The sequence below is a fragment of the Pseudomonas sp. W2I6 genome (assembly GCF_030815935.1).
Classification (GTDB): domain Bacteria; phylum Pseudomonadota; class Gammaproteobacteria; order Pseudomonadales; family Pseudomonadaceae; genus Aquipseudomonas.
This window is the reverse complement of record NZ_JAUSXJ010000001.1, coordinates 1,736,790-1,763,029: the sequence shown is the minus strand read 5'-3', so window position 1 is coordinate 1,763,029 and position 26,240 is coordinate 1,736,790. Positions and strand designations below refer to the sequence as shown.

25 protein-coding genes and 1 pseudogene are annotated in these 26,240 nt (G+C 61.6%); 19 read left to right on the top strand and 7 right to left on the bottom strand.

The window, feature by feature from the left end:
• Window positions 1-11 precede the first annotated feature (11 nt).
• From paaA to QF039_RS08335, 9 genes and pseudogenes are all read left to right on the top strand, one after another.
• Entirely contained in the window at window positions 12-1,001 is a 990-nt protein-coding gene (gene paaA, locus QF039_RS08375; RefSeq protein WP_003208897.1) for a 1,2-phenylacetyl-CoA epoxidase subunit PaaA, read from the top strand.
• A gap of 27 nt (window positions 1,002-1,028) precedes the next feature.
• Entirely contained in the window at window positions 1,029-1,310 is a 282-nt protein-coding gene (paaB, locus tag QF039_RS08370) for a 1,2-phenylacetyl-CoA epoxidase subunit PaaB (protein ID WP_003208899.1), read from the top strand.
• Between the two features lie 8 nt (window positions 1,311-1,318).
• Window positions 1,319-2,080, top strand: a complete 762-nt coding sequence (paaC, locus tag QF039_RS08365) for a 1,2-phenylacetyl-CoA epoxidase subunit PaaC (protein ID WP_177009349.1) — start codon at window positions 1,319-1,321, stop codon at window positions 2,078-2,080.
• Window positions 2,067-2,600 carry a 1,2-phenylacetyl-CoA epoxidase subunit PaaD gene (gene paaD / locus QF039_RS08360; protein WP_003208903.1) on the top strand — a complete coding sequence of 178 codons (534 nt, stop codon included), beginning with the start codon at window positions 2,067-2,069 and terminating at the stop codon, window positions 2,598-2,600. The genes paaC and paaD overlap by 14 nt, the downstream gene beginning before the upstream one ends.
• A gap of 33 nt (window positions 2,601-2,633) precedes the next feature.
• Window positions 2,634-3,710, top strand: coding sequence for a 1,2-phenylacetyl-CoA epoxidase subunit PaaE (gene paaE / locus QF039_RS08355; RefSeq protein ID WP_003208905.1), 1,077 nt, complete (start codon window positions 2,634-2,636; stop codon window positions 3,708-3,710).
• A gap of 162 nt (window positions 3,711-3,872) precedes the next feature.
• On the top strand, window positions 3,873-4,181 hold the full coding sequence (locus QF039_RS08350) for a DUF485 domain-containing protein (RefSeq protein WP_003208907.1): 309 nt from the start codon (window positions 3,873-3,875) through the stop codon (window positions 4,179-4,181).
• Window positions 4,178-5,824, top strand: coding sequence for a cation acetate symporter (locus QF039_RS08345; RefSeq protein ID WP_003208909.1), 1,647 nt, complete (start codon window positions 4,178-4,180; stop codon window positions 5,822-5,824). The genes QF039_RS08350 and QF039_RS08345 overlap by 4 nt, the downstream gene beginning before the upstream one ends.
• Window positions 5,825-5,853: 29 nt before the next feature.
• Window positions 5,854-7,909, top strand: a pseudogene (paaZ, locus tag QF039_RS08340) (phenylacetic acid degradation bifunctional protein PaaZ).
• A 258-nt stretch (window positions 7,910-8,167) separates the two neighbouring features.
• Window positions 8,168-8,719 carry a GNAT family N-acetyltransferase gene (locus QF039_RS08335; RefSeq protein ID WP_102604583.1) on the top strand — a complete coding sequence of 184 codons (552 nt, stop codon included), beginning with the start codon at window positions 8,168-8,170 and terminating at the stop codon, window positions 8,717-8,719.
• 2 nt (window positions 8,720-8,721) lie between these two features.
• Here the strand turns inward: QF039_RS08335 and QF039_RS08330 are convergent, their stop codons facing one another.
• The 5 genes from QF039_RS08330 to QF039_RS08310 all read right to left on the bottom strand — a co-directional run bounded on the left by QF039_RS08330 (window position 8,722) and on the right by QF039_RS08310 (window position 13,877).
• On the bottom strand, window positions 8,722-9,735 hold the full coding sequence (locus QF039_RS08330) for a GNAT family N-acetyltransferase (protein WP_008436085.1): 1,014 nt from the start codon (window positions 9,733-9,735) through the stop codon (window positions 8,722-8,724).
• Window positions 9,736-9,749: 14 nt separating this feature from the next.
• A complete protein-coding gene (gene tauD / locus QF039_RS08325) occupies window positions 9,750-10,583 on the bottom strand; it encodes a taurine dioxygenase (protein WP_307517376.1) in 834 nt (277 codons plus the stop codon).
• A 2-nt stretch (window positions 10,584-10,585) separates the two neighbouring features.
• Window positions 10,586-11,572: a taurine ABC transporter substrate-binding protein gene (tauA, locus tag QF039_RS08320; protein WP_301048939.1), complete on the bottom strand. Its 987-nt coding sequence runs from the start codon at window positions 11,570-11,572 to the stop codon at window positions 10,586-10,588.
• Window positions 11,573-11,737: 165 nt separating this feature from the next.
• On the bottom strand, window positions 11,738-12,607 hold the full coding sequence (locus tag QF039_RS08315; protein WP_003208921.1) for an oxaloacetate decarboxylase: 870 nt from the start codon (window positions 12,605-12,607) through the stop codon (window positions 11,738-11,740).
• Between the two features lie 142 nt (window positions 12,608-12,749).
• Window positions 12,750-13,877 carry an alpha/beta hydrolase gene (locus QF039_RS08310; protein WP_307517372.1) on the bottom strand — a complete coding sequence of 376 codons (1,128 nt, stop codon included), beginning with the start codon at window positions 13,875-13,877 and terminating at the stop codon, window positions 12,750-12,752.
• 163 nt (window positions 13,878-14,040) lie between these two features.
• Here QF039_RS08310 and QF039_RS08305 point away from each other — a divergent pair, with 163 nt between their 5' ends.
• Together QF039_RS08305 and QF039_RS08300 are read left to right on the top strand one after the other, a co-directional pair.
• Entirely contained in the window at window positions 14,041-14,880 is an 840-nt protein-coding gene (locus QF039_RS08305) for an EcsC family protein (protein WP_177009355.1), read from the top strand.
• Between the two features lie 216 nt (window positions 14,881-15,096).
• Window positions 15,097-16,857 (top strand): EAL domain-containing protein, encoded by a 1,761-nt coding sequence (locus QF039_RS08300; protein ID WP_008436073.1) that lies wholly within the window; start codon window positions 15,097-15,099, stop codon window positions 16,855-16,857.
• A 44-nt stretch (window positions 16,858-16,901) separates the two neighbouring features.
• Here QF039_RS08300 and katG read toward each other — a convergent pair whose 3' ends face one another.
• Window positions 16,902-19,172 carry a catalase/peroxidase HPI gene (gene katG, locus QF039_RS08295; RefSeq protein ID WP_307517368.1) on the bottom strand — a complete coding sequence of 757 codons (2,271 nt, stop codon included), beginning with the start codon at window positions 19,170-19,172 and terminating at the stop codon, window positions 16,902-16,904.
• A gap of 278 nt (window positions 19,173-19,450) precedes the next feature.
• Here katG and QF039_RS08290 point away from each other — a divergent pair, with 278 nt between their 5' ends.
• From QF039_RS08290 to QF039_RS08260, 7 genes are read left to right on the top strand one after another with little or no spacing between them, the layout of a single operon-like run.
• Window positions 19,451-20,041: an amino acid synthesis family protein gene (locus QF039_RS08290; protein ID WP_087694298.1), complete on the top strand. Its 591-nt coding sequence runs from the start codon at window positions 19,451-19,453 to the stop codon at window positions 20,039-20,041.
• Between the two features lie 42 nt (window positions 20,042-20,083).
• Window positions 20,084-20,917 carry an alpha/beta fold hydrolase gene (locus QF039_RS08285; protein ID WP_102368700.1) on the top strand — a complete coding sequence of 278 codons (834 nt, stop codon included), beginning with the start codon at window positions 20,084-20,086 and terminating at the stop codon, window positions 20,915-20,917.
• On the top strand, window positions 20,914-22,395 hold the full coding sequence (locus QF039_RS08280) for an aldehyde dehydrogenase (protein WP_307517363.1): 1,482 nt from the start codon (window positions 20,914-20,916) through the stop codon (window positions 22,393-22,395). The genes QF039_RS08285 and QF039_RS08280 overlap by 4 nt, the downstream gene beginning before the upstream one ends.
• A gap of 12 nt (window positions 22,396-22,407) precedes the next feature.
• Window positions 22,408-22,893 carry a flavin reductase family protein gene (locus tag QF039_RS08275; RefSeq protein ID WP_010567340.1) on the top strand — a complete coding sequence of 162 codons (486 nt, stop codon included), beginning with the start codon at window positions 22,408-22,410 and terminating at the stop codon, window positions 22,891-22,893.
• 11 nt (window positions 22,894-22,904) lie between these two features.
• Window positions 22,905-23,294 carry a carboxymuconolactone decarboxylase family protein gene (locus tag QF039_RS08270; protein ID WP_177046323.1) on the top strand — a complete coding sequence of 130 codons (390 nt, stop codon included), beginning with the start codon at window positions 22,905-22,907 and terminating at the stop codon, window positions 23,292-23,294.
• Between the two features lie 23 nt (window positions 23,295-23,317).
• Window positions 23,318-24,070 carry a GntR family transcriptional regulator gene (locus QF039_RS08265; protein ID WP_087694302.1) on the top strand — a complete coding sequence of 251 codons (753 nt, stop codon included), beginning with the start codon at window positions 23,318-23,320 and terminating at the stop codon, window positions 24,068-24,070.
• A 2-nt stretch (window positions 24,071-24,072) separates the two neighbouring features.
• On the top strand, window positions 24,073-24,636 hold the full coding sequence (locus QF039_RS08260) for an NUDIX hydrolase (protein ID WP_087694303.1): 564 nt from the start codon (window positions 24,073-24,075) through the stop codon (window positions 24,634-24,636).
• A gap of 47 nt (window positions 24,637-24,683) precedes the next feature.
• On the opposite strand, the gene QF039_RS08255 is transcribed toward QF039_RS08260, so the two are convergent.
• Window positions 24,684-24,977 carry a DUF1330 domain-containing protein gene (locus tag QF039_RS08255; RefSeq protein ID WP_087694313.1) on the bottom strand — a complete coding sequence of 98 codons (294 nt, stop codon included), beginning with the start codon at window positions 24,975-24,977 and terminating at the stop codon, window positions 24,684-24,686.
• A 68-nt stretch (window positions 24,978-25,045) separates the two neighbouring features.
• On the opposite strand from QF039_RS08255, the gene ribBA reads away from it, so the two are divergent.
• Window positions 25,046-26,155, top strand: coding sequence for a bifunctional 3,4-dihydroxy-2-butanone-4-phosphate synthase/GTP cyclohydrolase II (ribBA, locus tag QF039_RS08250; RefSeq protein WP_087694304.1), 1,110 nt, complete (start codon window positions 25,046-25,048; stop codon window positions 26,153-26,155).
• Window positions 26,156-26,240 lie beyond the last annotated feature (85 nt).

The following is a 26,240-nucleotide window of genomic DNA, read 5'->3' as shown; positions in this document are numbered from 1 at the left end:
GGAGCCCCCCCATGTACGCACAGCTTGTAGAAACCGGAGTAAAGCGCATCAAGGACCTCTCCGAGATGTCCGACCAGGAACGCGCTTTCCAGGAAAAAATCGACGCCGAAATCAAGATCGAAGCCAAGAACTGGATGCCCGACGCCTACCGTCAAACCCTGATCCGCCAGATCTCCCAACACGCCCACTCGGAAATCGTCGGCATGCTGCCCGAGGGCAACTGGGTCACCCGCGCCCCCACCCTCAAACGCAAGCTGCAACTGATGGCCAAGATCCAGGACGAAGCCGGCCACGGCCTGTACCTCTACAGCGCCATGGAAACCCTGGGCGCCGACCGCGACGAAGAAATCGCCAAGCTCCACAGCGGCAAGGCCAAGTACTCCAGCATCTTCAACTACCCCACCCTGAACTGGGCCGACATGGGCGCAGTAGGCTGGCTGGTAGACGGCGCCGCCATCGTCAACCAGGTGGTACTGCAGCGCACCTCCTACGGCCCCTACTCCCGGGCCATGGTGCGCATCTGCAAGGAAGAAAGCTTTCACCAGCGCCAGGGCTACGAACTGCTGCTGACCATGATGCGCCAGGGCACCCAGGCGCAAAAAGACATGGTCCAGGACGCGATCAACCGCCTCTGGTGGCCATCGCTGATGATGTTCGGCCCCAGCGACGAACACTCCCCCAACAGCGCCCAATCCATGGCCTGGAAAATCAAGCGCCAGAGCAACGACGAACTGCGCCAGCGCTTCATCGACCAGACCATCCCGCAGCTGGAGCTGCTGGGCTGCACCTGCCCCGACCCGGACCTGAAGTGGAACGCCGAACGCGGCCATTACGATTTCGGCGAGATCCAGTGGAGCGAGTTCTACGAAGTGCTCAAGGGCAACGGCCCGTGCAACCAGGAACGCGTCGCCACCCGCCGCAAGGCGATTGAAGACGGTGCCTGGGTACGCGAAGCCGCCGTCGCCCACGCCCGAAAAAAACAGAACAAGAACGCCGCCTGATCGGCCACCTGATGTGGAGTCACCGTTATGTCTGAATGGACCCTGTTTGAAGTCTTCGTGCGCAGCAAGCACGGCCTGAATCACAAGCATGTGGGCAGCGTGCATGCCGCCGACACCACCATGGCCATCGAGAATGCCCGGGAGCTGTACACCCGCCGCAGTGAAGGCGTGAGCCTGTGGGTAGTGCCTTCCGCGCTGATCACCGCCTCGTCGCCGGACGAGAAAGACCCGCTGTTCGATCCGGCCGATGACAAGGTCTACCGCCACGCCAGCTTCTACGAGTTGCCGGCCGAAGTCGGGCATATGTGAGGTCGACCATGAACCCTGAAACCGATCTGATCGAATACCTGCTGCGCCTCGGCGACAGCGCCCTGATCCAGGGCCAGCGCCTGTGCCAGTGGTGCGGCCATGCGCCGGCACTGGAAGAAGAACTGGCGCTGATGAACGTCGGCCTCGACCTGGTAGGCCAGGCGCGCAACTGGCTGGAATACGCCGCCGAGCTGCTGGACGACGGGCGCGACGCCGATCACCTGGCCTTCCGCCGGGATGAGCGGGCCTATCGCAACCTGCTGCTGGTGGAACAACCCAACGGCGACTACGCGGTGACCATCCTCAAGCAATTCCTGTATGACGCCTGGCACTTGCCGGTGTTGAGCGGCCTGGCCCAATCCAGCGACGAACGCATCGCCGGCATCGCGGCCAAGGCGGTGAAGGAAGTCACCTATCACCTGCGCCGCTCCGGCGAGTGGGTGGAGCGCCTGGGAGACGGCACCGAGGAAAGCCATAAACGCATGCTCGCGGCGATCCCCGAGCTGTGGCGGTTCACCGTGGAACTGACCAGCGCCGACGACAGTGAACAGCGCCTGCACGCCGCCGGCATTACGCCGGACGCCGCTCAGGTTGCCGCAGCGTGGCAGACCCAGGTCAGCGAAATCTTTACCAGCGCCACCCTGCCCCTGCCGCCTGCTGCGAGCTATTTCTACCTGGATGCACGCCGCGGTTTGCACAGCGAGCACCTGGGAATTTTGTTGGCGGAAATGCAGTTTTTGCCCCGAGCGTACCCCGATGCAACCTGGTGAGCTGATCGCCAGCGACCAGGGCGCACGCCCGGCGCAACCCACCGACCTGGCTGCCGCGTGGGCCACCCTGGCGCAGGTCATGGACCCGGAAGTGCCGGTAGTGAGCGTGGTCGACCTGGGCATAGTGCGCGACCTGGACTGGCAGGCCGGCCACTTGCATGTGGTGGTCACGCCGACCTACTCCGGCTGCCCCGCCACCGAAGTGATCGAGGGCGATATCCGCGATGCATTGGAGCTGGCAGGTTTCCGCGCGCCGCAACTGGAACGCAAGCTGACCCCGGCCTGGACCACCGACTGGATCACCAGCAGCGGCCGCGAACGCCTGCGGGCCTACGGCATCGCACCGCCCCAAGGCAGTAGCAGCAAACGCAGCCTGCTGGGAGAAAGCCCGGTGATTGCCTGCCCGCAATGCGGCAGCACCCACACCGAAGTGCTCAGCGAATTCGGCTCCACCGCCTGCAAGGCGCTGCACCGCTGCCGCGATTGCCTGGAACCGTTCGACTATTTCAAGTGCATCTGAGGGGCCAGCGGCCCGCTTGGTTGGAGAACAACAATGAGCAAATTTCACAGCCTGACCATCAAGGATGTGCGCAACGAGACCCGTGACGCGGTGTCCATCGCCTTCGAGATTCCGCAGCACCTGCAAGACAGCTTCCACTTCACCCAGGGCCAGCACCTGGTGATGCGCACCCAGCTGGATGGCGAGGAAGTGCGCCGTTCCTATTCGATCTGCACCGGGGTCAATGACGGTGAACTGCGCATCGCCATCAAGCGCGTGGCCGGTGGACGGTTCTCCGCCTTTGCCAATGAACAGCTCAAGGCCGGGCACAGCCTGGAAGTGATGCCGCCCGCCGGGCATTTTCATGTGGACCTTGATCCGGCTCGCCACGGCCATTACCTGGCAGTGGCGGCCGGCAGCGGTATCACGCCGATCCTGTCGATCATCAAGACCACCCTGCAAACCGAGCCCCATAGTCGCGTGACGCTGCTGTACGGCAACCGTTCCAGCTCCGGCGCGCTGTTTCGCGAACAGCTCGAAGACCTGAAGAACCGCTACCTGCAGCGCCTGAACCTGATCTTCGTGTTCAGCCGCGAGCAGCAGGATGTCGACCTCTACAACGGCCGCATCAATGCCGAGAAGTGCGAGCAACTGTTCTCCCGCTGGCTCGACGTAAAAGCCCTCGACGCGGCCTTTATCTGCGGCCCGCAGGAGATGACCGAGACCGTGCGCGACAGCCTCAAGGCCAAGGGCATGGCGCCGGAGCGCATCCATTTCGAACTGTTCGCCGCCGCCGGCAGCCAGCACAAGCGCGAGGCCCGCGAAGCGGCGCGGCAAGTGGATGCGGCGGTCAGCCAGATCACGGTGATCAGCGATGGCCGCGCCCTCGCCTTCGACCTGCCCCGCAACACTCAGAGCATCCTCGACGCGGGCAATGCCCAGGGCGCCGAGCTGCCGTATTCGTGCAAGGCCGGCGTGTGCTCCACCTGCAAATGCAAAGTCATCGAAGGCGAAGTGGAGATGGACAGCAACCACGCCCTCGAAGACTACGAAGTGGCCGCCGGCTATGTGCTGTCGTGCCAGGCATTCCCGGTCAGCGACAAGGTGGTACTGGATTTCGATCAGCTTTAAGGACACACCGCTCCCCTGTAGGAGCGAGCTTGCTCGCGAAGATCGTTAACGATGACGCGGGTAGCCTGAATCAACGCGGCGCCCTCAGGTTTTTTCGCGAGCAAGCTCGCTCCTACAGGACGCAGGTTTAACCACAACAACAATAAAAAGGAGCACACCACCATGACCCCCGACGATATCGAGCGCATCCGTCGACATCCCGATTTCATCCAGTTGGTACGCCGCAAACAGAACCTGTACTGGTCGCTGTCGCTGATCATGCTGGTGATCTATTTCGGGTTTGTGCTGTTGGTGGCGTTCTCCCCGGCTACCCTCGGGCAGTCGTTGAGCGGCGGCGTGACCACCGTGGGCATGCTGGTGGGTGTGGTGATTGTGCTGCTGGCGTTCGCGCTGACCGGCTTTTATGTGTACCGCGCCAACCATGTGATCGACCCGCTGAACGACAAGCTCAAGCAGGAGTGCACAGCATGAGCCGGCTGGTAGCGTGGTTTCTTCTGCCCCTGGCATTGGCCACGGACCTTGCAGTCGCCGCCGACGGCGCATCCCGGCCACTGAACTGGAACGCCATCGGCATGTTCCTGGTGTTCGTGCTGTTCACCCTCGGCGTGACTCGCTGGGCCGCCCTGCGCACCCGTTCCGCCAGCGACTTCTACACCGCCGGCGGCGGCATGAGCGGCTTCCAGAATGGCCTGGCGATTGCCGGCGACATGATCTCGGCGGCGTCATTCCTCGGCATCTCGGCGATGATGTTCCTCAACGGTTATGACGGCCTGCTCTACGCCCTGGGCGTGTTGGCCGGCTGGCCGATCATCCTGTTCCTGATCGCCGAGCGCCTGCGCAACCTGGGCAAGTACACGTTTGCCGATGTGGTGTCCTACCGCCTGGAGCAGACCCCGGTGCGCCTGACCTCGGCCTTCGGCACCCTGACCGTGGCGCTGATGTACCTGGTGGCGCAGATGGTGGGCGCCGGCAAGCTGATCGAGCTGCTGTTCGGCATCGACTACCTGTACGCGGTGATGCTGGTGGGCGTGCTGATGGTGTTTTACGTGACCTTCGGCGGCATGCTCGCCACCACCTGGGTGCAGATCATCAAGGCGGTGATGTTGCTGTTCGGCACCACCTTCATGGCGTTCATGGTGCTCAAGCACTTTGGTTTCAGCACCGAGGCGATGTTCGCCGGGGCCACCGCCGTGCACGCCAAGGGCAGCGCGATCATGGCGCCGGGGGGCTTGCTGTCGAACCCGATCGATGCGATTTCCCTGGGGCTGGGCATGATGTTCGGCACCGCCGGGTTGCCGCATATCCTGATGCGCTTCTTTACCGTCAGCGACGCCAAGGAAGCGCGCAAGAGCGTGTTCTACGCCACCGGTTTCATTGGCTACTTCTACCTGCTGCTGATCATCGTCGGCTTCGGCGCCATCGTCATGGTGGGTACTGACCCAAGCTTCCGGGATGCCAACGGCGCGATCATCGGCGGCGGCAACATGATCGCCGTGCACCTGGCACAGGCCGTGGGCGGCAACCTGTTCCTCGGGTTCATTTCGGCGGTGGCCTTCGCGACCATCCTGGCCGTGGTCGCCGGGCTGGCGTTGTCCGGCGCGTCGGCGGTGTCCCACGACCTGTATGCCTGCGTGATCCGCAAGGGCCAGGCCAGCGAGCAGCAGGAAATCCGCGTGTCGCGCATCGCCACGCTGTGCATCGGCGTGCTGGCGATCATCCTCGGCCTGCTGTTTGAGTCGCAGAACATTGCGTTCCTGTCCGGCCTGGTACTGGCAATCGCCGCCTCGGTGAATTTCCCGGTGCTGTTCCTCTCGATGTACTGGAAGGGCCTGACCACCCGTGGCGCGGTGACCGGCAGCCTGGCGGGACTGGTCTCGGCCATCGTGCTGCTGGTGCTGAGCCCGGCGGTGTGGGTCAACGTACTGCATTACGACAAGGCGCTGTTCCCCTATTCCAACCCTGCCCTGTTTTCCATGAGCCTGGCGTTTTTCAGCGCCTGGGTCTTTTCCGTCACCGACCGCTCGCCCCGCGCTGCCGTTGAACGCGGGCGTTACCTGGCGCAGTTCATTCGCTCCATGACCGGCATTGGTGCCGCAGGCGCCAGCAAACACTAACTCTCATTTTCCAACCCGGAGGAATCGTGATGTCTCACGCCCCTACCCTGCAAAGTTTTATCGCTGGCCGCTGGATCGGCCAACACGGCGCCCAGGTGCTGCGCAGCGCCATTGACGGCCACGAGCTGGCACGCACTCACGAGGAGCGCCCGGACTTCGCCGAAGCCATCGAACACGGGCGCCTCCAGGGTGTCAGCGGGGCTGATGGCCCTGGATTTCCAGCAGCGGGCCCAGCGCCTCAAGGCCATCGCGCTGTACCTGAGCGAGCGCAAGGAACAGCTCTACGCCCTCTCCCACCACAGCGGCGCGACCCGTGCCGACAGCTGGATCGATATCGAAGGCGGCAACAGCACGCTGTTCACCTACGCCAGCCTGGGCTCGCGGGAATTGCCGTCGGGCAATATCGTCCACGAAGGCCCGGCGATGCAGCTGAGCAAGCTCGGCAGCTTTGCCGGCACCCATATCCTGGTGCCTCGTGGCGGCCTGGTGGTGCACATCAACGCGTTCAACTTCCCGATCTGGGGCATGCTGGAAAAATTCGCCCCGAGTTTCCTGGCGGGCATGCCATGCATCGTCAAGCCGGCCAGCGCCACCAGCTACCTGACCGAAGCCGTGGTGCGCCTGATGGACGAATCCGGCCTGCTGCCACCCGGCAGCCTGCAACTGGTGATCGGCAGCACCGGCGACCTGCTCGACCGCCTGCAAGGCCAGGACGTGGTGACCTTCACCGGCTCCGCCGACACCGCCGCCAAGCTGCGGGTCAACCCGAACCTGATCCGCAACTCGGTGCCGTTCAACGCCGAGGCCGACTCGCTGAACTGCGCGATCCTCGCCCCGGACGTAAGCCCGGACGACGAAGAGTTCGAGCTGTTCATCAAGGAAGTCGCCCGGGAAATGACCACCAAGGCCGGGCAGAAATGCACCGCCATTCGCCGCGCCATCGTGCCGGCCAAACATATCGACGCCGTCGCCACCCGCCTGCGGGACCGCCTGAAAAAAGTCGTGGTGGGCGACCCGTCGGTGGAAGGCGTGCGCATGGGCGCACTGGCCTCCCACGACCAGCAGAAAGACGTGGCCGAACGCCTGGAAAGCCTGCTGCAGAGCAGCGATATGCTGTTCGGCGCCCGCGACGGCTTTGAACCCCGCGGTGAAAACGTCAGCCAGGGCGCGTTCTTCGCCCCGACCCTGCTGCAAGCCCGCGACCCGCATGCGGAAGGCGGCGCCCACGACATCGAGGCCTTCGGCCCGGTCAGCACGCTGATGGCCTACGACGACCTCGACGAAGCCCTGGCCCTGGCCGCACGCGGCAAAGGCAGCCTCGTCGCGAGCCTGATCACCAAAGACCCGCAGATCGCTGCCAAAGCCATCCCGGTGGCTGCTGCATGGCACGGCCGCCTGCTGGTACTCGACCGCGAATCCGCCGCCGAATCCACCGGCCACGGCTCGCCCCTGCCGCAACTCAAGCACGGCGGCCCGGGCCGCGCCGGTGGCGGCGAAGAACTCGGCGGCTTGCGCGCCGTGAAACACTACCTGCAACGCGCAGCGGTACAGGGCTCACCGACCATGCTGGCGGCGGTCACCGGCGAGTACGTACGCGGCGCCAAGGTCATCGAGACCGAAGTGCACCCGTTCCGCCGCTTCTTCCAGGACCTGCAGATTGGCGAATCGCTGCTGACCCACCGCCGCACCGTCACCGAGGCCGACCTGGTGAACTTCGGCTGCCTGTCGGGCGATCACTTCTACATGCACTTCGATGACATCGCCGCCAAGGAATCGCAATTCGGCAAACGCATTGCCCATGGTTACTTTGTGCTGTCGGCGGCGGCCGGGCTGTTTGTGTCCCCGGCACCGGGGCCGGTGCTGGCGAACTACGGGCTGGACACCCTGCGGTTTATCAACCCGGTGGGCATTGGCGACACCATCCAGGCGCGGCTGACCTGCAAGCGCAAGATCGACCAGGGCAAGAAGAGCCCCCAGGGCATTCCGCAAGGCGTGGTGGCGTGGGATGTGGAGGTGACCAACCAGCTGGGTGAGCTGGTGGCCAGTTATGACATCTTGACGTTGGTGGTCAAACGCGAGGAGTGAGTGCTGAGACCAATGTGGGAGCTGTCGAGCCCCAGCGAGGCTGCGATGGGATCATCGCGCCGTACCTGCCAGACCGCGGCGCCTGCATCGCAGCCTCGCTGGGGCTCGACAGCTCCCACAGTTGATCTCAGTTGATCTCAGTTGATCAGGAGCGTGTGTTCGTATCCCGTGACGCCCTGCGTCACCACTGAACAGATTGATTTTTTATTCCGCACGACACACCTTAGCGAATCGTTTTTCTAAAAGGTGACGCCCGCAGTGTCCGATTTTCCGACGCTCAAAACCGAACGCCTGACCCTCAGAGAGCTTACACAGGAGGATGCGGTGGGGTTGTTTGCGATTCATAGCGACGCTGAAGCAATGAAGTGGTTCGGTGCCGACCCAATCACCGAGCCTCATCAAGCGGAGCAACTGATCGAGCTGTTTGCCAGTTGGCGCACCTCACCCAATCCGGGGATTCGCTGGGGGATTGAGGACATAGCCACGGCAGCGCTGATCGGCACCTGTGGTTTCTTCAAATGGAATCGTGCGTGGCGCAGTTGCGCCATCGGGTTTGAGATGGCGCAATCGGCACAGGGACAGGGGCTCATGAAGGAGGCGGTTTACGCCGCCCTTCGATGGGCGTTCCAGCACATGGAACTCAACAGGATCGAGGCGCTGGTTCATCCTGACAACGCTCGGTCACTGAACCTGCTTGAGAAAGCCGGGTTCGTGCGTGAAGGAACGTTGAGGCAGGCGGGTTACTGGAACGCAGCTCATCAAGACCTGGTTCAGCTTTCGCTGCTGCGTGGGGAGTGTGAGTACCTTTAGTGTCAGCGCGCGGTCCGGCGGTAAACCAGCGTATCGCGTACGCCGAAGTACTCGCAGCGCCGCGCGCCTTGAAGGGTTTCCACCCATTCAAACCCCGTTGCCTCAGCCAGTCGTTGACTGGATATGTTCGCCGAAGAAGTGGTCAGGCGCAGTGTGTGCCCGCTCAACTGCGAAACCAGAGCGGTCAATGCCTCCCTCATCAGCCCATGACCGGCGTGTGCCTGATTGCCCCAATAGCCAACTTCGTAGCTGTGAATCTCATCGGCCAGCGGCAGCAGGCCGATACAGCCCACCAATGCCTGGGGCTCGTCGCGAGATAACAGGAAATACCGTTTCTCCCCGACAGGCGCATCGAAGTCTTTTGCCGCGCGCTGCAGGCTTTCCTGCGTGTCCTCCCGCGTCCAGTGCGGCTTGCTCCATACGAGAAACCGGCGGTGCAGTGCGTAGCTGGCGTTCAAGGCATCGGCGAGTTTTTCAGCGAGCGCCACGTCGGGCGCAACCAGGGTCATCCGGTCAGTTTGCAGGGTTGTGGGCAGCGGCGCCTGCTGTTCAATGGTTTGCACCCACACGAATCCTTCGTCTTCACTGGGTGGCTCGAGCATGCTGAACACGCTTTTCAGCGCGTCCTCCGGCACCTTTTTGTCGGCATTGCGTTGGGCATTTCGCGATAACGCCAGCTCCAGCGGTGCGCTCACCAGGATGCCGATCACCGGGACTGCATAGTCCCTCGCGATGGACAGCAGCTCCTGCCGATGACGCCGCGCCGGCAAAGCTGCATCGAAGACGATTGCGCCGTGCCCCAATCGCTCAAGGTTTTCCGCCACCCAGCGAGACTTGCCCGCCCCCTGCACGCCCATGACCACGTACACATGAGTGCCCTTTGCCGCCTGTGACAGCTCGTGCCTCAACCGCGCATACGCGAGCTGCCATGCCTGTCGATTTCGTTCAGGCGTGAATTCCCTGCCGAACTCGGTTTCCAGATAGTCGTCAGGGTTGATCACCAAGGGCAAGTCCATCGACCGATCCTCCATCAAAAAGGCACGTCACCCAAAATCGTCGCGCGGTGCATCACCCGCCTTTGCGGTCGGTAATCATCAATCGCGTAATGCTGGGTAATGCGGTTATCCCAGAACGCTACATCATTCTCCTTCCATCGCCAACGCACGGTGAATTCCGGACGGCTCACGTGGCTGAACAATAACCGCAACAACGCATCACTTTCCGCCGCCTCAAGCTCATTGATCCGCGTGGTAAAGCCTTCATTCACAAACAACGCCTTGCGCCCGGTGGCAGGATGCGTCCTGACCACCGGGTGTGACAGCGGCGGGTGATCCTTCCGGGCTTTTTCGTAGCGCGCCAATGCTTCGGGCGTGCTGCCGAAGCGCTCGGTGGGAAATGATTTGGTCAATTCGTGGGTGGCGGTCAGGCCGTCGAGCAGTTGCCTGACGGGGGCCGATAACCCTTCAAACGCAGCCACGCCATTGGCCCACAACGTATCCCCGCCGAACGCAGGCACTTGCCTGGCCGCCAACACGGAGCCCATCGCCGGTGCGGCGAGGAAGGTCACATCGGTGTGCCAGATGGCGTTGTCGCGGACATCGGTCACGGCGGTGTCGATCAGCAGCAGTTCCGGGTGCCGGTCAACGTGCGGGTAAATCGGATGCCGGTGCAAATCACCAAACCGCGCGGCAAATGCCACGTGCTGCCCGGGGGTAATGGCCTGGTTACGGAAGAACAACACCTGGTGCTGCAGCAGTGCTTGCTCCACCCAGTCGTGCTGTTGATCCGTCAGAGGCAGGGCCATATCCAGCCCCTCAACCTCGGCGCCGATGGTAGGGCCAAGGGGATGAAGCGTCAGGCCCATGATTATTCTCCGATGAACTTGTCGCTGACGAAGGCGGAATAGTCAGGCAGGACCTTTTCGATTTTTCCCTGCTCTTTCAGAAATTCGGCGGTCTTGCCGATTTCCCTGGCGGTGCCACCGGCGAGGTATTGCGCGCTTTTTTGTTCGGCGGCCGTCGGGAACGACGAGCCTTCGAGCAGCTCGGGAATGTCCGCAGCGTTGGCGCCTGTGAGCCGGGCGATGCTCTTCACGGGGGCAGAATCAGCGGTCCAGTCTTTTTTATGCGCGGCGTAATCGGCAATCGCCGCCAGGCTGACCCTGGCAAAATCGGCAACGACCTGCGGATTCTTTTCAGCGAAATCCTTGCGCGCTACCCACACCTCAAAGGTCGGGGCGCCCCAGTTGGAAACTTCGGCAGCATCCGTGAGGATCTTTCCGGTCTTACGGATTTCACCCAGGGCAGGCGACCAGGTAAACGCCCCGTCGATATCGCCGCGGGCCCAGGCGGCGGTGATTTGTGCCGGTGTCAGGTTGACGATGTTGACTTTGCGCGGGTCCAGGTTCCAGTGCTTCAGCGCGCCCAGCAGGCTGTAATGGGAGGTCGACACAAAGGGCACGGCGATGGTTTTGCCGATCAGGTCATCAGGGGTCTTGATCCCGCTGCCGTCGCGAACCACCAGGGCCTCGGAACTGCGAATCTGCGCGCTGACAATGAACGCCACCAGCGGCATGTTTCGCGAAGCCGCCGCGGCCAACGGGCTGGAACCCAGGTTGCCGATCTGCACATCACCGGAAGCCATGGCGGCCAGGACGGCCGGGCCCGCGTCGAATCTGCGCCAATCGATCTTCTGGCCGATACCTTTTTCATATTCGCCATCGGCGATGGCGCGTTTGATCGGGTCGATGCCGTTGATGTAGCCGATGGTGAGGTCAGCGGATTGAGCGCTTAGGGAGAGGACAGCGAGGCCCGCGGCCGAGAGGAGGTTGCGGGCCAGTTTCAGCGTGTTCATTTTTATAGATTCCTGAGCGGATAAGACTTGAACAGCGCGGACTCCGGCTCTCCAAGGGTCAACTCAGTTAGATGATATTGATCTATAAAAAATAAAATAAATAATTTTATGGAATTAGCTTAGAGCTTCTGCAGGAGCGATCAAGCTCGCTCCTGCAGGGTCATGTCACTCTTGAACATCCATGAACTCTTTGGCCCAGCTCACGTAGGTGTCGGGGAACGTGTAGGTGTGGGTCAGTTCGCTGGCGGTCAGGTTTGATGTGCTGCGCGTGAGATTGCGCTGTTCGCGAAGGCTGTCGTAGGTGGCCTTGATCGAGGCGAAGTACGCGCCGTGCCCGGCAACCACAATCCGCACACCCAATTTGGCCAGGCGTTCGTTGTCATTGAGATGCGGGTTGGCGTAGGTCACCAGCATCAACGGCACCGTCAGGCCTTCGGCGATCTGTTCAAGGTGGTCGAAGTCACGGACACCCACCATGCAGATGCCGTCTGCGCCAGCCTCTTGATACGCCTTGGTGCGATGGATAACGTCCTCCACCGGCAGCACGGCGGCGTTGGTCCGGGCGATGATCGAAAGCTGCGGATCGACCCGGGCCTCCAGGGCCGCCTTGACCTTGCCCACGCCCTCTTCCGTGCTGATGAGGTCGGTGGATTTGCGCCCGAACTGCGCGGGCAGCAGGGTATCTTCAATGGTCAGCGCCGAGACGCCAGCACGCTCCAGTTCCTGGACGGTGCGCATCACGTTCAGTGCATTTCCGTAGCCGTGGTCGGCGTCGGCGATCACCGGAAGCTGCGCCACCCGGCCGATGCGGGTGGCCTGCTCGACGAACTCACTCAGGGTAATCAGCGCGAAGTCCGGTGCAGCCAGGACCTGTAATGACGCCACCGAGCCTCCCAGGATGCCGACTTCGAAGCCCAGGTCTGCAGCGATCCTGGCGGACATCGGGTCGAACACCGAGGCGGTGTGAAAGCAGTGTTGGGAGGCCAGCAGCTCGCGAAACGAGCGCCGTAGATCCTGGTGGGAAATTTTCGACATGTTCACTCCTCACTGTCGCCGTATACGCGGGAACGACCAGTGCCAATTCAAAAGTAAGGCTAGCGTATCACGCCGGAAAAAGATGGTTGATGACGTTTGAGAAACTTATACATCACGCTTGGCGGGGGGAAGCCCGCCGCCATTACTTCAACCGTCCCGCCTCACCCAGCCAGGTTGACGCGCCCTGTCGCAACCATTCGGTGGCGGCGGGATTGTGTTTGACCCGGCTATCCAGGAACGCCACACCCATGGCCTGAATCGCGGCCACCTGCTTGGGGTCCGGCGCCGGTTCGCCCGCCATCGGGCCGCCGCCGCCAGGTTTGGCGCCGTGCTTGTGCCCTCGCCCCTTGGGCGCGTCGCCAGACGAAGCACTGCCCTTGTCGGTCCTTTTCGCCGGCCGGCTGAACAGCTCGCTCCCGGACAAGGTCTTGTGCGTCGCACTGTTCAACTCCAGCTGAACACTGCCCGCCGCTGTCACCGACTCGCCCAACACCTCTCGCTGACGGTAAGAGCTGACCCAGTTGAACGGGTCTTCATCCTGCTGGCCGGTCATCGACAGCACGGGCGCCGTTATCCGGGCAAACACGTCCGGCCGGGCATCGGCGTCCACATAAGGGCTGAGCAGCAACACCGCCTTGGGTTGAATCCCGACACCCGGGGTGGCCCCGGGCTCCAGCGCCCCGGCGAGTGCCTCAGCGGTCTGCGCGCCAAAATCAAAGCCGGCCACCACCACCTGGTTCCAGTCGATGGCCGCCAGTTGCGCGTCGCCTTTGGCGGCCCGTGCCCGAACTTCGCCCAGGACTTTCTGCAAGGTCGACAGCCTGTCACGCAGGGCGGCGGCGGAGTAATGACTGCTCGCCATCCCGCGAAAGTCGCCATATAACGCCTGCTGCGAGGCAAAGATCGACTGATCATGGGCGGGCTCCTGAACCGACAGCACCGCATAACCGGCCTGCGCCCAAGCCTTGCGCCACGCCACCCCGCCCGAGGCCGGCTCACCCAAACCCGGCAAGTAGATAATCAGCGGCAGGCGCTCATGGATCACCGGTGCCAGCCACGCAACGTTCACCGATTGCTTGTCGAGCTGCCAGGTCGCGCCCCAGCCGGACGTTTCATAATGGGACGGTTGATACGCGGTGCTCAGTTCCTTGTTGACCCGCTCGCTGAATTCGGCCCTCGGGTTTGGCGGATCGCCCGCACACCCCGCAATCAATCCCAGGCTGCCCACCAGGGCGCTCACCGCCAGCCAGTACCGAGGTTGAAGGTTCATTCGATTCACACCGCCGTTCAGTTCAAGGTAACTGGCAGCCTAACCGACCCGCCGGCGAACGCAGCACCCGCGCAGGTAAAGAATGGGTAAAGCGTGACGGCACGATGGCCCTCTTCGCGGGTCTTTGTTTTATCAAAGCCGGAAAAATTTCAAGGAGACGCCTGTGAGCATCAGAGACAATCCCGAGGACTATCAGGATCTCAAGCGGGCCGTCGGTTTGCTGGAGTCACCCTCCCTGACGGCCAGGCTGTCCGGCATGATCGGCTCCCCGATTGAAAGCGCGGTAAAGGCATTGCCGGGGGTGGTTTCCAAACGGATCAATGGCGCGGTGGCGGCAGCGCTGCATTCATCCGCCGGCGCGGCGCTGAAAAGCCTGGACAACAGTCCGAGAAAACCGGCCTCGACCCGGCTGCACAAGGCTTTTGCGGCCACCTCGGGCGCCATCGGCGGGGCCTTCGGTTTCGCGGCGCTGTTTATCGAGCTGCCGATCTCCACCACCATCATGATGCGCGCGGTCGCCGACGTGGCGCGCAGCGAGGGTTTCGACCTGGGCGACTTTTCGACCAAACAAGCCTGCATCGAGGTATTTGCCATGGGTGGCACCAGCCAGGCCGATGATGCAACGGAGACCGGTTACTACATGACCCGCAGCTTCACCACCCAGGCCATGCAACAACTGTCCAAGGAGCTGGCGGGGATCGCCGCCAAGCAGGGCTCCAAGGCCATCAGCAGCTTGTCCCCGGGCCAAGCCGGGAAATGGCTGGCGATCCTCATCGATAAAGTCGCGACACGTTTTGGCTTTACCATTTCCAGCAAGTTCGCAGCCCAGGCCGTTCCCGTGATGGGCGCCTTTACCGGGGCGACAATCAATGCACTGTTCACCCACTTCTACCAGGACATGGCGCGGGGGCACTTCATCGTTAAACGGCTGGAAGAGAAATATGGTTTTGAGCCCATCAAGGATGCGTACATGGCCATCAAGGCGGCGCCACGGGTGAACTAGAAGCGCGGAAATGCCGGAAAAATTTTTAATGCCGTGCATCCACTTCGCTGCCCCGCGCGTACATTCATCCGCAGGGCGCAAGAATTAGGGAGATACGCAGGAAGAGATCACCCGGACGCCATACCCTTGAGCTATCTGATGAATAGAAAAACAACATCATAATGATGGCACTGTCTGATACCTTGTTGTACGAACATAACCACTTTGAGGATTGTCATGGGCGAAGGCGCTCCTATTCCGCCGAATGAAATTGAACGGCTAAAAGAGGTCGCGAAATTTTGTCCAACCGACAGCGATAGTGATGATGTATTTGAAAAGATCGTCGAGATGGCGTCTGCCTATTACAACGCCCCCATCGCACTGATTTCAATTGTCGATAAACACCGGCAATGGTTCAGGGCACGGGTGGGAATTACAGAAACGCAGACACCGCGAGAAGTGTCTTTTTGCGCCTACTCTACCCTGGACAACGCCCTGCTGGAGGTGTCGGACGCAACGCTGGATGCCCGCTTCAAAGACAATCCCCTGGTCACGGGGCCGCCGCATATTCGTTATTACGCGGGCGCGCCATTGATCACGGAGGATGGCTTTACCCTGGGAAGTCTCTGCATCATTGATACTGTCCCCCGCCCTCCCATGAGCGAGCGTGACAGTGCAATGCTCAACGACTTTGCCGAGCTGGTCATGATGCGCATACAGGGCATGCGGTCCCGCAACTTCGTAGACCAACCCACGGGGCTATTCAATCGACTCAGGCTTGAGGAAGATATACGTCAAGCGCTTAAGCTTGAAAACGCGTGCCATGTGTACGCAGTTGACATTATCTCGCCAAAGTTTCTCAACGATATTGTAAAGGCCCTGGGCTACAGCTTTGCCGGAGACCTGGTTCTGGCGATCAAATCTCGCCTGCAAAACCTGTTACCCGCGCAGTGCCTGCTTTACAAAATCAGCCCGACGCGGTTTGGCTTCATCCTTGAGGAGAATCAAACCACCGAGCACATCTGCGAAAGTATTCTCAAGGACTTCAAAAAGCCTGTTGAATGCCACGGCATCCCCATCCTCATGCAAGTCGGGATTGGCGTGCTGCCCATTCACCACTCCGGCCAGCAAGACTGGCTGCGCCTGCTGGTGAGTGCGGCAGATGAGGCGCGTGACCGCAAGCTGGGCTGGTCTCTTTATGAACCCCAGTTTGATGCGGCTCAACAACGCGCGTTCATGCTGTTGAGTTCATTGCCGGAAGCGGTCAGCTGCGACAAACAGTTCAGCCTGGTGTATCAGCCCAAAGTCAAACTGCCCTCGGGAAGCTGTGATTCGGTAGAGGCATTGCTACGCTGGACCCATCCGTTGCTTGGCCCCATCAGCCCTGCCGAGTTCATCCCCCTGGCCGAAAAAACCGCGTTGATACCGTCCGTTGGATTATGGGTGCTCAACGCAATCATCCGGCAAGCCGCAGCCTGGAAAGCACAAGGCGTGCGCCTGCGAATAGCGATGAACATTACCGTCAGCGATCTGGAAAGCTCCGAGTTCGTGGACGCGATGATTCATGAGCTTCACCGGCATGACCTTGACCCTGCCGACTTTGAACTTGAGTTTACCGAAAGCATGTTGATGACCAACCCTGAGGAAGTCATCCGGCAACTGCAGCGCGTTCGGCAGATTGGCATAGAGGTCGCGGTTGATGATTTCGGCACGGGCTACAGCAACTGGGCGTACCTGAAGGAACTGCCGGCCACTACCGTCAAGCTGGATCAATCATTGATCAGCGGGCTGGGCAGCAATCAAAATGACAAGCAGTTGGTTAAAACCCTGATAGGCCTGGCGAAAGGGCTCGGCTACCGAGTCGTTGCCGAAGGCGTAGAAAACCAGGAAATCCTCGACCTCTTGATACAGTGGGGATGTTCCGAAGCGCAGGGCTACCTGATAGCAAAGCCCATGACCGCAACGGACCTGGAAACCTGGATAAGCCCAGGCCGCTAGCGAACAGGCCCACAGCGTGGGCCTGTAAACGTCAGGCGCCAGTGTCAGGCCAGTTCAAAGCGATCCAGATTCATCACCTTGGTCCAGGCCGCCACGAAGTCCTCGACGAACTTTTCCTCGGCGTCGGCACTGCCATAGACCTCGGACAGCGCCCTCAACTGGGCATGCGAACCGAACACCAGGTCGACCCGGGTGCCCGTCCACTTGACGGCACCGGTCTTGCGGTCATGCGCCTCAAAGGTATCGTGGGTGCCGGTGACTGGCTTCCATTCAACGCCCATGTCCAGCAGGTTCCTGAAGAAGTCATTGGTCAGGGTTCCCGGGCGCTCGGTGAACACCCCGTGCTTGCTTTCCCCGACATTTAGACCCAAGACCCGCAGTCCGCCCAACAGCACCGTCATTTCGGGTGCGGTCAATGTCAGCAGTTGCGCCTTGTCGATCAGCAACGCTTCGGCAGACACCTTGTAGTGCCCCTTCTGGTAGTTGCGAAAGCCATCGGCGACCGGTTCAAGGAAACCGAACGACTCGACATCCGTCTGCTCCTGGGAAGCATCCGTGCGCCCTGCCGTGAAAGGCACCGTGGTCTGGCGGCCGGCATTTTTGGCCGCCAGCTCAACCCCCACACTGCCCGCCAGCACGATCAGATCGGCCAGGGAAATCTTTTTGCCTCCCGTCTGTGCGGTATTGAAGTCGCCCTGAATAGCTTCGAGACGCTTCAGTACGCCCGACAGTTGCTCAGGCTGGTTGAGCGCCCAGTCCTTCTGCGGAGCCAGGCGCAGCCGCCCGCCATTGGCTCCCCCGCGTTTATCGGAGCCGCGGAAGGTGGACGCCGCTGCCCATGCCGTCGAAACCAGCTGCGCGACCGTCAGCCCCGCGGCGAGAATCTTCTGCTTGAGCGCCGCCACATCCTGCTCATCCACCAGTGGATGATCGACCGCAGGAATCGGGTCCTGCCACAGCAACTCTTCCGCGGGGGTTTCCGGGCCGAGATAACGCGCAAGCGGACCCATGTCGCGGTGGGTAAGCTTGAACCAGGCACGGGCAAAGGCGTCTGCCAGTTGGTCCGGGTTGGCCAGGAAACGTCGGGAGATCTGTTCGTACGCCGGATCGAAACGCAGCGCCAGGTCCGAGGTCAGCATGCTCGGCGCATGCCGCCTGCCGGCGTCATGGGCATCCGGAACCTTGCCGGCCCCGGCACCGTTCTTCGGTGTCCACTGATGGGCGCCCGCCGGGCTCCTGGTCAGTTCCCATTCAAAGCCGAAGAGGTTTTCGAGGTACTCATTGCTCCATCTTGTCGGCGTCGAAGTCCATGTCACCTCCAGCCCGCTGGTGATGGTGTCACCGCCCTTGCCGCTGCCGAAGCTGTTTTTCCAGCCCAGCCCCTGCTCTTCCAGGCCAGCCGCTTCCGGTTCCGGGCCGACGTTATCCGCCGGACCTGCGCCGTGGGTCTTGCCGAAGGCGTGACCGCCGGCGATCAGGGCTACGGTCTCTTCATCATTCATCGCCATGCGACCGAAGGTTTCACGGATATCCTTCGCCGAGGCGACCGGATCCGGAACACCTTCAGGCCCTTCCGGGTTCACGTAGATCAAGCCCATCTGCACAGCGGCGAGGGGATTTTCCAGGTTGCGCTCACCGCCCCCGGTGCGGCTTTCTTCGTTGCCATGGTTCTGCGGCTCAGCCACCAACGGACCATCACCCGGCTGCTGCATTTTCTTTTGCACGCCGTAACGCTCTTCTCCCCCCAGCCACGTGGTCTCGGCGCCCCAGTAAACGTCCTCGTCCGGCTCCCAGACATCCGGGCGACCGCCGGAGAACCCGAAGGTCTTGAACCCCATGGATTCCAGCGCAACGTTACCGGTGAGTACGATCAAATCGGCCCAGGAAATCCGCCGGCCGTACTTTTGCTTGACCGGCCAGATCAGGCGACGGGCCTTATCCAGGCTGACGTTGTCAGGCCAGCTGTTGAGCGGTGCAAAGCGCTGCTGACCGGAACCGGCACCGCCGCGACCGTCGGCGGTACGGTAGGTCCCGGCGCTGTGCCAGGCCATGCGAATGAACAGCGGGCCGTAATGGCCAAAGTCCGCAGGCCACCAGTCCTGGGATTGCGTCATGACATCGCGCAAATCCTGCTTGACCGCTTCGAAGTCAAGGCTCTTGAACGCCTTGGCGTAATCGAAGCCCTCACCCATGGGGTCGCTGAGGGAGGAATGCTGATGCAGGATCTTCAGGTTCAGTTGCTGGGGCCACCAGTCTCGGTTCGTGGTGCCGCCACCCGCAGCGTGGTTGAAAGGGCATTTCGATTCAGTTGACATGCTTGGCACACCTTTTAGTGACGTTTTCAAAGATTAGCCTCGTTCGCAGAAAACTCTAATAGCTGCAACGTTATCCCCTGATAGACCTGTTCTTGGGATTGAAAGCCGTCCTGGGGCCCCGCCCTGCATAAGAGCCACTGGGATCTCAAGACCAGAAAAAGCCATCCGCTCGACCTTTTATCGCGCGAACCCATCTTCAGTTTGCTTGCAGCTCTTGCGCTTGCGGTATTATGGTATACCATCATACACAAACCAATCAGCACCCAGGTGGAGCAGTCATGAGTTTTGAAATCCGCAAGATCGTCAGCTATGTAGAAGAAACCTTTATTGAAGGCGGCAAGGCCTCCGACACGCCAGTGACTATGGTGGGCCTGGCTGTCGTCCTGAAAAACCCGTGGCTGGGTCGCGGTTTTGTCGAAGACCTGAAACCGGAAATCCGTGCCAACTGCTCGGATCTCGGCGCACTGATGGTGGAGCGCCTGATTGGCATTATCGGTGGTGCAGACAACATCGAAGCCTATGGCAAGGCCGCCGTGGTCGGTGCCGACGGTGAAATCGAACACGCCTCGGCAATCATCCATACCCTGCGCTTTGGCAACCACTACCGCGAAGCGGTCAAGGCCAAGAGCTACCTGAGTTTTACCAACAAGCGCGGTGGCCCGGGCACATCGATTCAAATCCCGATGATGCACAAGGATGACGAAGGGCTGCGCTCGCACTACATCACCTTGGAAATGCAGATAGAAGATTCCCCGCGTGCCGACGAGATCGTGGTGGTCCTTGGGTGCGCCGACGGCGGCCGCCTGCACCCACGCATCGGCAACCGTTACATCGACCTGGAAGAGCTGGCAGCCGAGAAAGCCCAGTAAGCAAGACCGGTCACCCAAACAAAAAACATGCAGGAGCGCTCCATGATTCAGCTCACCGCTGATCGCACCCCGGCTGGCACCAGTTATCTGGCGACCGGCCAAGGCCAGCCTGTGGTTTTGATCCACGGCGTGGGCCTGAATAAAGAAATGTGGGGCGGGCAAGTCGTTGGCCTGGCCACGAATTATCGCGTGATCACCTATGACATGCTGGGCCATGGCGCCAGCCCACGCCCGGCTGCCGGCACCCCGCTGCTGGGGTATGCCGACCAGTTGCTGGAACTGCTCGACCACCTGCAACTGCCTCAGGCAACGGTGATCGGGTTTTCCATGGGCGGCCTGGTTGCGCGGGCGTTTGCCTTGCATTACCCCGAACGCCTGCAAGGCCTGGTGGTGCTCAACAGTGTGTTCAACCGCAGCGCCGAACAGCGTGCCGGGGTGATCGCACGCACTGCCCAGGCCGCCGAGCATGGCCCGGATGCGAATGCCGAAGCCGCGCTGTCACGCTGGTTCAGCCGCGAGTACCAGGCAGCCAACCCGGCGCAGATCGCTGCGCTGCGTGAAACCCTGGCGGGCAACGACCCCCAGGGCTACCTCACCACGTACGAGCTGTTCGCGACCCAGGACATGTACCGCGCCGACGACCTCAAGGGTTTGCGCGCGCCGACCCTGGTCGCCACCGGTGAACTCGACCCGGGCTCGACCCCGGAGATGGCCCGGCAACTGGCCGATCGCATTCCCGGTGCGACGGTTGCAGTGCTGGCCGAGCAACGGCATATGATGCCAGTGGAATCGCCGCGGCTGGTCAACCAACTGCTGCTGGGCTTTCTTGACACGGTGTACACCCAAAAAAATCCAATAAAGGGGATCGTTGCATGACACTCGCACGCTTCCAGATGTGCATCGGCGGTGAATGGGTCGATGCCCTGTCCGGCAAGACTTTCGACAGCCTCAACCCGGCCCTGGCCGAACCCTGGGCGCAACTGCCCGACGCCGACGAGACGGATGTGGAGCGCGCCGTGCAGGCCGCGCAAAGCGCCTTCGACAGCCCGGCCTGGCGTGGCCTCACCGCTACCGCGCGGGGCAAACTGCTGCGCCGCCTGGGAGATTTGATTGCCGAAAACAAGGAACAACTGGCACAGCTCGAAAGCCGCGACAATGGCAAGCTGATCCGCGAGACACGCGGTCAGGTCAGTTACCTGCCGGAGTTCTTCCATTACACGGCAGGCCTGGCCGACAAGCTTGAGGGCGGCACCCTGCCGCTGGACAAGCCGGACCTCTTCGCCTACACCGTGCACGAAGCCATGGGCGTGGTGGCCGCGATCATTCCATGGAACAGCCCGCTGTACTTGACCGCGATCAAACTCGCGCCGGCCCTGGCAGCGGGTAATACCATCGTGATCAAACCGTCGGAGCACGCCTCGGCGACCATCCTCGAACTGGCGCGCCTGGCCCTGGAGGCTGGCATTCCGCCGGGCGTGGTCAATGTGGTGACTGGCTACGGCCCAAGCACCGGCGCCGCCCTCACCCGCCACCCTTTGGTGCGCAAGATCGCCTTTACCGGCGGCGCAGCCACGGCGCGGCACGTAGTACGCAGCAGCGCCGAGAACTTCGCCAAGCTGTCGCTGGAACTGGGCGGCAAGTCACCGAACATCATCTTTGCCGATGCCGACCTCGACAGCGCCATCAATGGTGCGATTGCCGGGATATACGCGGCGTCGGGGCAAAGCTGTGTGTCTGGCTCGCGCCTGCTGGTGCAGGATGAAATCTACGACGAATTCGTCGAGCGCCTGGTAGAGCGCGCCAAACGCATTCGCATCGGCAACCCGCAGGACGACGCCAGTGAAATGGGCCCCATGGCCACCGCACAGCAACTGGCCGTGGTCGAAGGCCTGGTGGCGGATGCCATCGCTGAAGGTGCGCGCCTGCGTACCGGTGGCAAGCGTCCGCAGAACCTGGGCGAAGGCTGGTTCTATGAGCCGACCCTGTTCGAGTGCGACCGCAACTCGATGAAGATCATGCAGGAAGAAGTGTTCGGCCCGGTGGCCTCGGTCATCCGTTTCAAGGACGAAGCCGAAGCCCTGGCCATCGCCAACGACTCTCAGTTCGGCCTCGCCGCCGGCATCTGGACCCGCGACCTCGGTCGTGCCCACCGCCTGGCCCGCGACGTGCGTTCGGGGATTATCTGGATCAACACCTACCGCGCCGTCTCGGCCATGGCGCCCATTGGCGGCTTCAAGAACAGCGGCTATGGACGTGAAAGTGGCATCGATTCGGTACTGGCTTACACCGAGCTGAAGACGGTGTGGATCAACCTTTCCCAGGCGCCCATGCCTGATCCTTTTGTGATGCGTTAAGAGACCCCGACCATGATCGAACCCGGCATTTACAAAGACGTCATGAGTTCATTCCCGTCCGGGGTGACGGTCGTCACTACCCTCGACCCGGATGGCGGCATCGTCGGCATCACCGCCAGCGCATTCAGTGCGCTGTCGATCGACCCGGCACTGGTCCTGTTCTGCCCCAACTATGCATCGGACACCTATCCGATCCTGCGCGACAGCAAGCGCTTTGCGATTCATTTGCTGTCCGCCGACCAGACCGCCGAAGCCTATGCCTTTGCCAGCAAGGGCAAGGAAAAGGCCAAGGGCATCGAGTGGCACTTGAGCGAACTGGGCAATCCGCTGCTGGCCAAGGCCACGGCGATCATCGAGTGCGAGTTGTGGCGCGAATACGACGGTGGCGATCACGCGATCATCGTCGGAGCGGTGAAAAACCTGATCCTGCCCGAGCAACCGGTCACACCGATGATCTACCACAAGGGCAAGCTGGGCCCGCTGCCCACCCTGGCCTGAGGAGCTGATTGATGAGCGACGACAAGTACCAACAGGGCCTGAAAATCCGTACGCAAGTGCTGGGCGAAGCCTATGTGCAACGTTCGATCGAGAACGCCGACGACTTCACTCGCCCCCTGCAGGAGATGGTCACCGAATACTGCTGGGGCCATGTGTGGGGCCGTGAGGGTTTGTCGCTTAAAGAACGCAGCATGATAAACTTGGCGATGATTTCGGCCCTCAATCGGCCCCATGAACTCAAGCTGCACGTGCGCGGCGCCTTGCGTAACGGGCTGAGTCGTGAACAAATACGCGAAATTCTGCTTCAGGTCGGCATTTATTGCGGGGTTCCCGCCGCCGTGGACAGTTTCCGACTGGCCCGTGAAGCCTTCGCCGAAACCGACGCCGAGGCCTCCAGTTAACCGCAACATTCAGAGCAGCCCCCATGAAACGCCTGCCACTCGACGACAGCTTCAAGGTCAATCACAACCCGGTCACCCTGCGCGAAATCGTGCTGGCAAAACTGCGCAGCGCCATCATGAACTTCCAACTGCTGCCGGGTGACCGCCTGGTGGAACGCGACCTTTGCGACCGCCTCGGCGTCAGCCGCACCTCGGTGCGCGAAGCCTTGCGCCACCTGGAGTCCGAAGGCCTGGTGGAGTTCGCCGATGCCAAGGGCCCGCAAGTGGCGATCATCACCCTGGCCGATGCCGTCGACATCTATGAACTGCGTTGCGTGCTCGAAGGCTTGATCGTGCAGTTGTTCACCCTGCGCGCCAAGGCCAAGGACATCAAGGCACTGGAAAAAGCCCTCGAGGAAAACCGCAAGGCCCTCAAGGACGGTGAGCTGCAACAGGTCATTGATTCGGTACAAGGATTCTACGACGTGTTGCTCGAAGGCTCCGGCAACCACGTGGCGGCCACCCAACTGCGTCAGTTGCAGGCACGTATCAGCTACTTGCGCGCGACCTCGGTATCCCAGGAAAACCGTCGCGGTACCAGCAACCAGGAAATGGAGCGTATGGTCCAGGCGATCAAGAGCGGCGACCCGCTCGCCGCCCACCAGGCCTGTGTCGACCACGTGCGCGCCGCCGCCGCCGTGGCCCTGGATTACCTCAAGCGCAAGCAGGAAGAGACCGGCAAGATCCCCGAGATCACACTGCCCATCGCCCTCAAAGAACCGCGCATAGGTCACTGACCATGCCCAGCCCCAGTTTTTGCCCGACATGTGGCAGCAGTGACCTCGGTCACCAGCTGCCACCGGGTGATACCCATGAGCGCCTGATGTGCCGGGGCTGCGGCTACATCCACTACATCAACCCGAAGATTATCGCCGGCTGCATCATCGAGCAGGACGGCAAATATCTGCTTTGCCAGCGGGCCATCCCGCCGCGTCCTGGCACCTGGACGCTGCCGGCCGGCTTCATGGAAGGTGGCGAAACCACTGAACAGGCCGCACTACGCGAAGTCTGGGAAGAAAGCGGCGTACGCGCGGAGATCCTCTCGCCCTACTCGATTTTCAGCGTGCCGAAGATCAGCGAGGTGTACATCATCTTCCGCGCCATCGCGCTGCAGATCACCGGCCAGTTCGGGCCGGAGACCCTCGACTACAAGTTCTTCGCGCCCGAGGACATTCCCTGGGACAGCATCTACTACCCGGCGATCCGGCAGATCCTCGAGCGTTATATCGAGGAACGCCAGGCTGGGGTGTATGGCATCTACATCGGTAACGACGACAGCGGCAAGATTCACTTCATCCGCTGATCGTCAGACCCGACACGGATCAAAAATGTGGTGTATGCCTGATACCCCTAAGGCACCAGCCCTTCCACGATGATGATCTGCGCCTCGCCCGCCCCTTCACGACGCGCCTTTGCCTCCTGATACTCCGCAGACTCATAACAGGCCAGCGCCTGCTCGTAGCTGTCGAACTCGATCACCACATTACGTTGCCTGGCAGGCCCGCCTTCCATCGCGGCGCTGCGCCCGCCCCTGGCCAGGAAGCGCCCGCCAAACTTCGCGAAGGCCGCAGGCGCGCGCTGGGTGTACTGCGTGTACTGCTCTGCATCGGACACATTTACATGGGCAATCCAGTAAGCCTTCATCGTGACATCCTCTTGCTTGGTTTTGTGGTATACCATAATACATACAACCAATAAATCGAGCAGCCACCATGTCTTTCAACAACATCGCAGACATCATCGAAGACTACCGCCAAGGCAAAATGGTGCTCCTGGTGGACGACGAGGATCGGGAGAACGAAGGCGACCTGTTGCTGCCCGCGGTGTGCTGCACCGCCGAGACTATCAGCTTCATGGCCCGGGAAGCGCGTGGCCTGATTTGCCTGACCCTCACCGACGAACACTGCCAGCGCCTCGGCCTGCAGCAGATGGTGCCGAGCAATGGCAGCGTGTTCAGCACCGCGTTTACCGTGTCCATCGAAGCCGCCACCGGCGTGACCACCGGCATCTCCGCCGCCGACCGGGCGCGCACGGTGGCCGCGGCCGTGAATGCCGATGCGGGGCCGGCCGACATCGTGCAACCGGGGCATATTTTCCCGTTGCGCGCCAAGGATGGCGGCGTGTTGACGCGCGCCGGGCACACCGAAGCCGGTTGCGACCTGGCGCGCCTGGCCGGGCACACACCAGCCTCGGTGATCGTCGAAGTGATGAACGATGACGGCACCATGGCACGTCGCCCTGACCTTGAGGTGTTCGCGCACAAGCATGGGATCAAGATCGGCACCATCGCCGATCTGATCCACTACCGCCTCAGTACCGAGCGCACCGTAGTGCGCATCGGCGAGCGCGACCTGCCCACAGTGCACGGCACGTTCCGCCTGATCACCTTTGAGGACCGCATTGATGGCGGCGTGCACATGGCGATGGTCATGGGGCAGTTACACCGCGACACGCCCGCCCTGGTGCGCGTGCACGTGATCGACCCGCTGCGCGACCTGGTGGGCGCCGAGTATAGCGGCCCCTCCAACTGGACCTTATGGGCCGCCCTGCAACGCGTCGCGGCAGAAGGCAGCGGCGTGGTGGTGGTGCTGGCCAATCATGAATCCTCCCAGGCCCTGCTCGAACGCGTCCCGCAGTTGACCCAGACGCCGCGCCAGTTCAGCCGTTCGCAGTCGCGGATCTATTCGGAAGTCGGCACCGGCGCGCAGATATTGCAGGACCTTGGCGTCTGCAAGCTGCGCCACCTTGGCCCTCCGCTGAAATACGCCGGGCTGACAGGCTACGACCTGGAGGTGGTGGAAAGCATTCCGTTCACCGAATGACGGATAACCGGTAAGGCAAAGTGCTTGCACAAAGCTTGGAATACCATAATATGATATTCCATCGACCGAGCACTTTTGCCAAGTG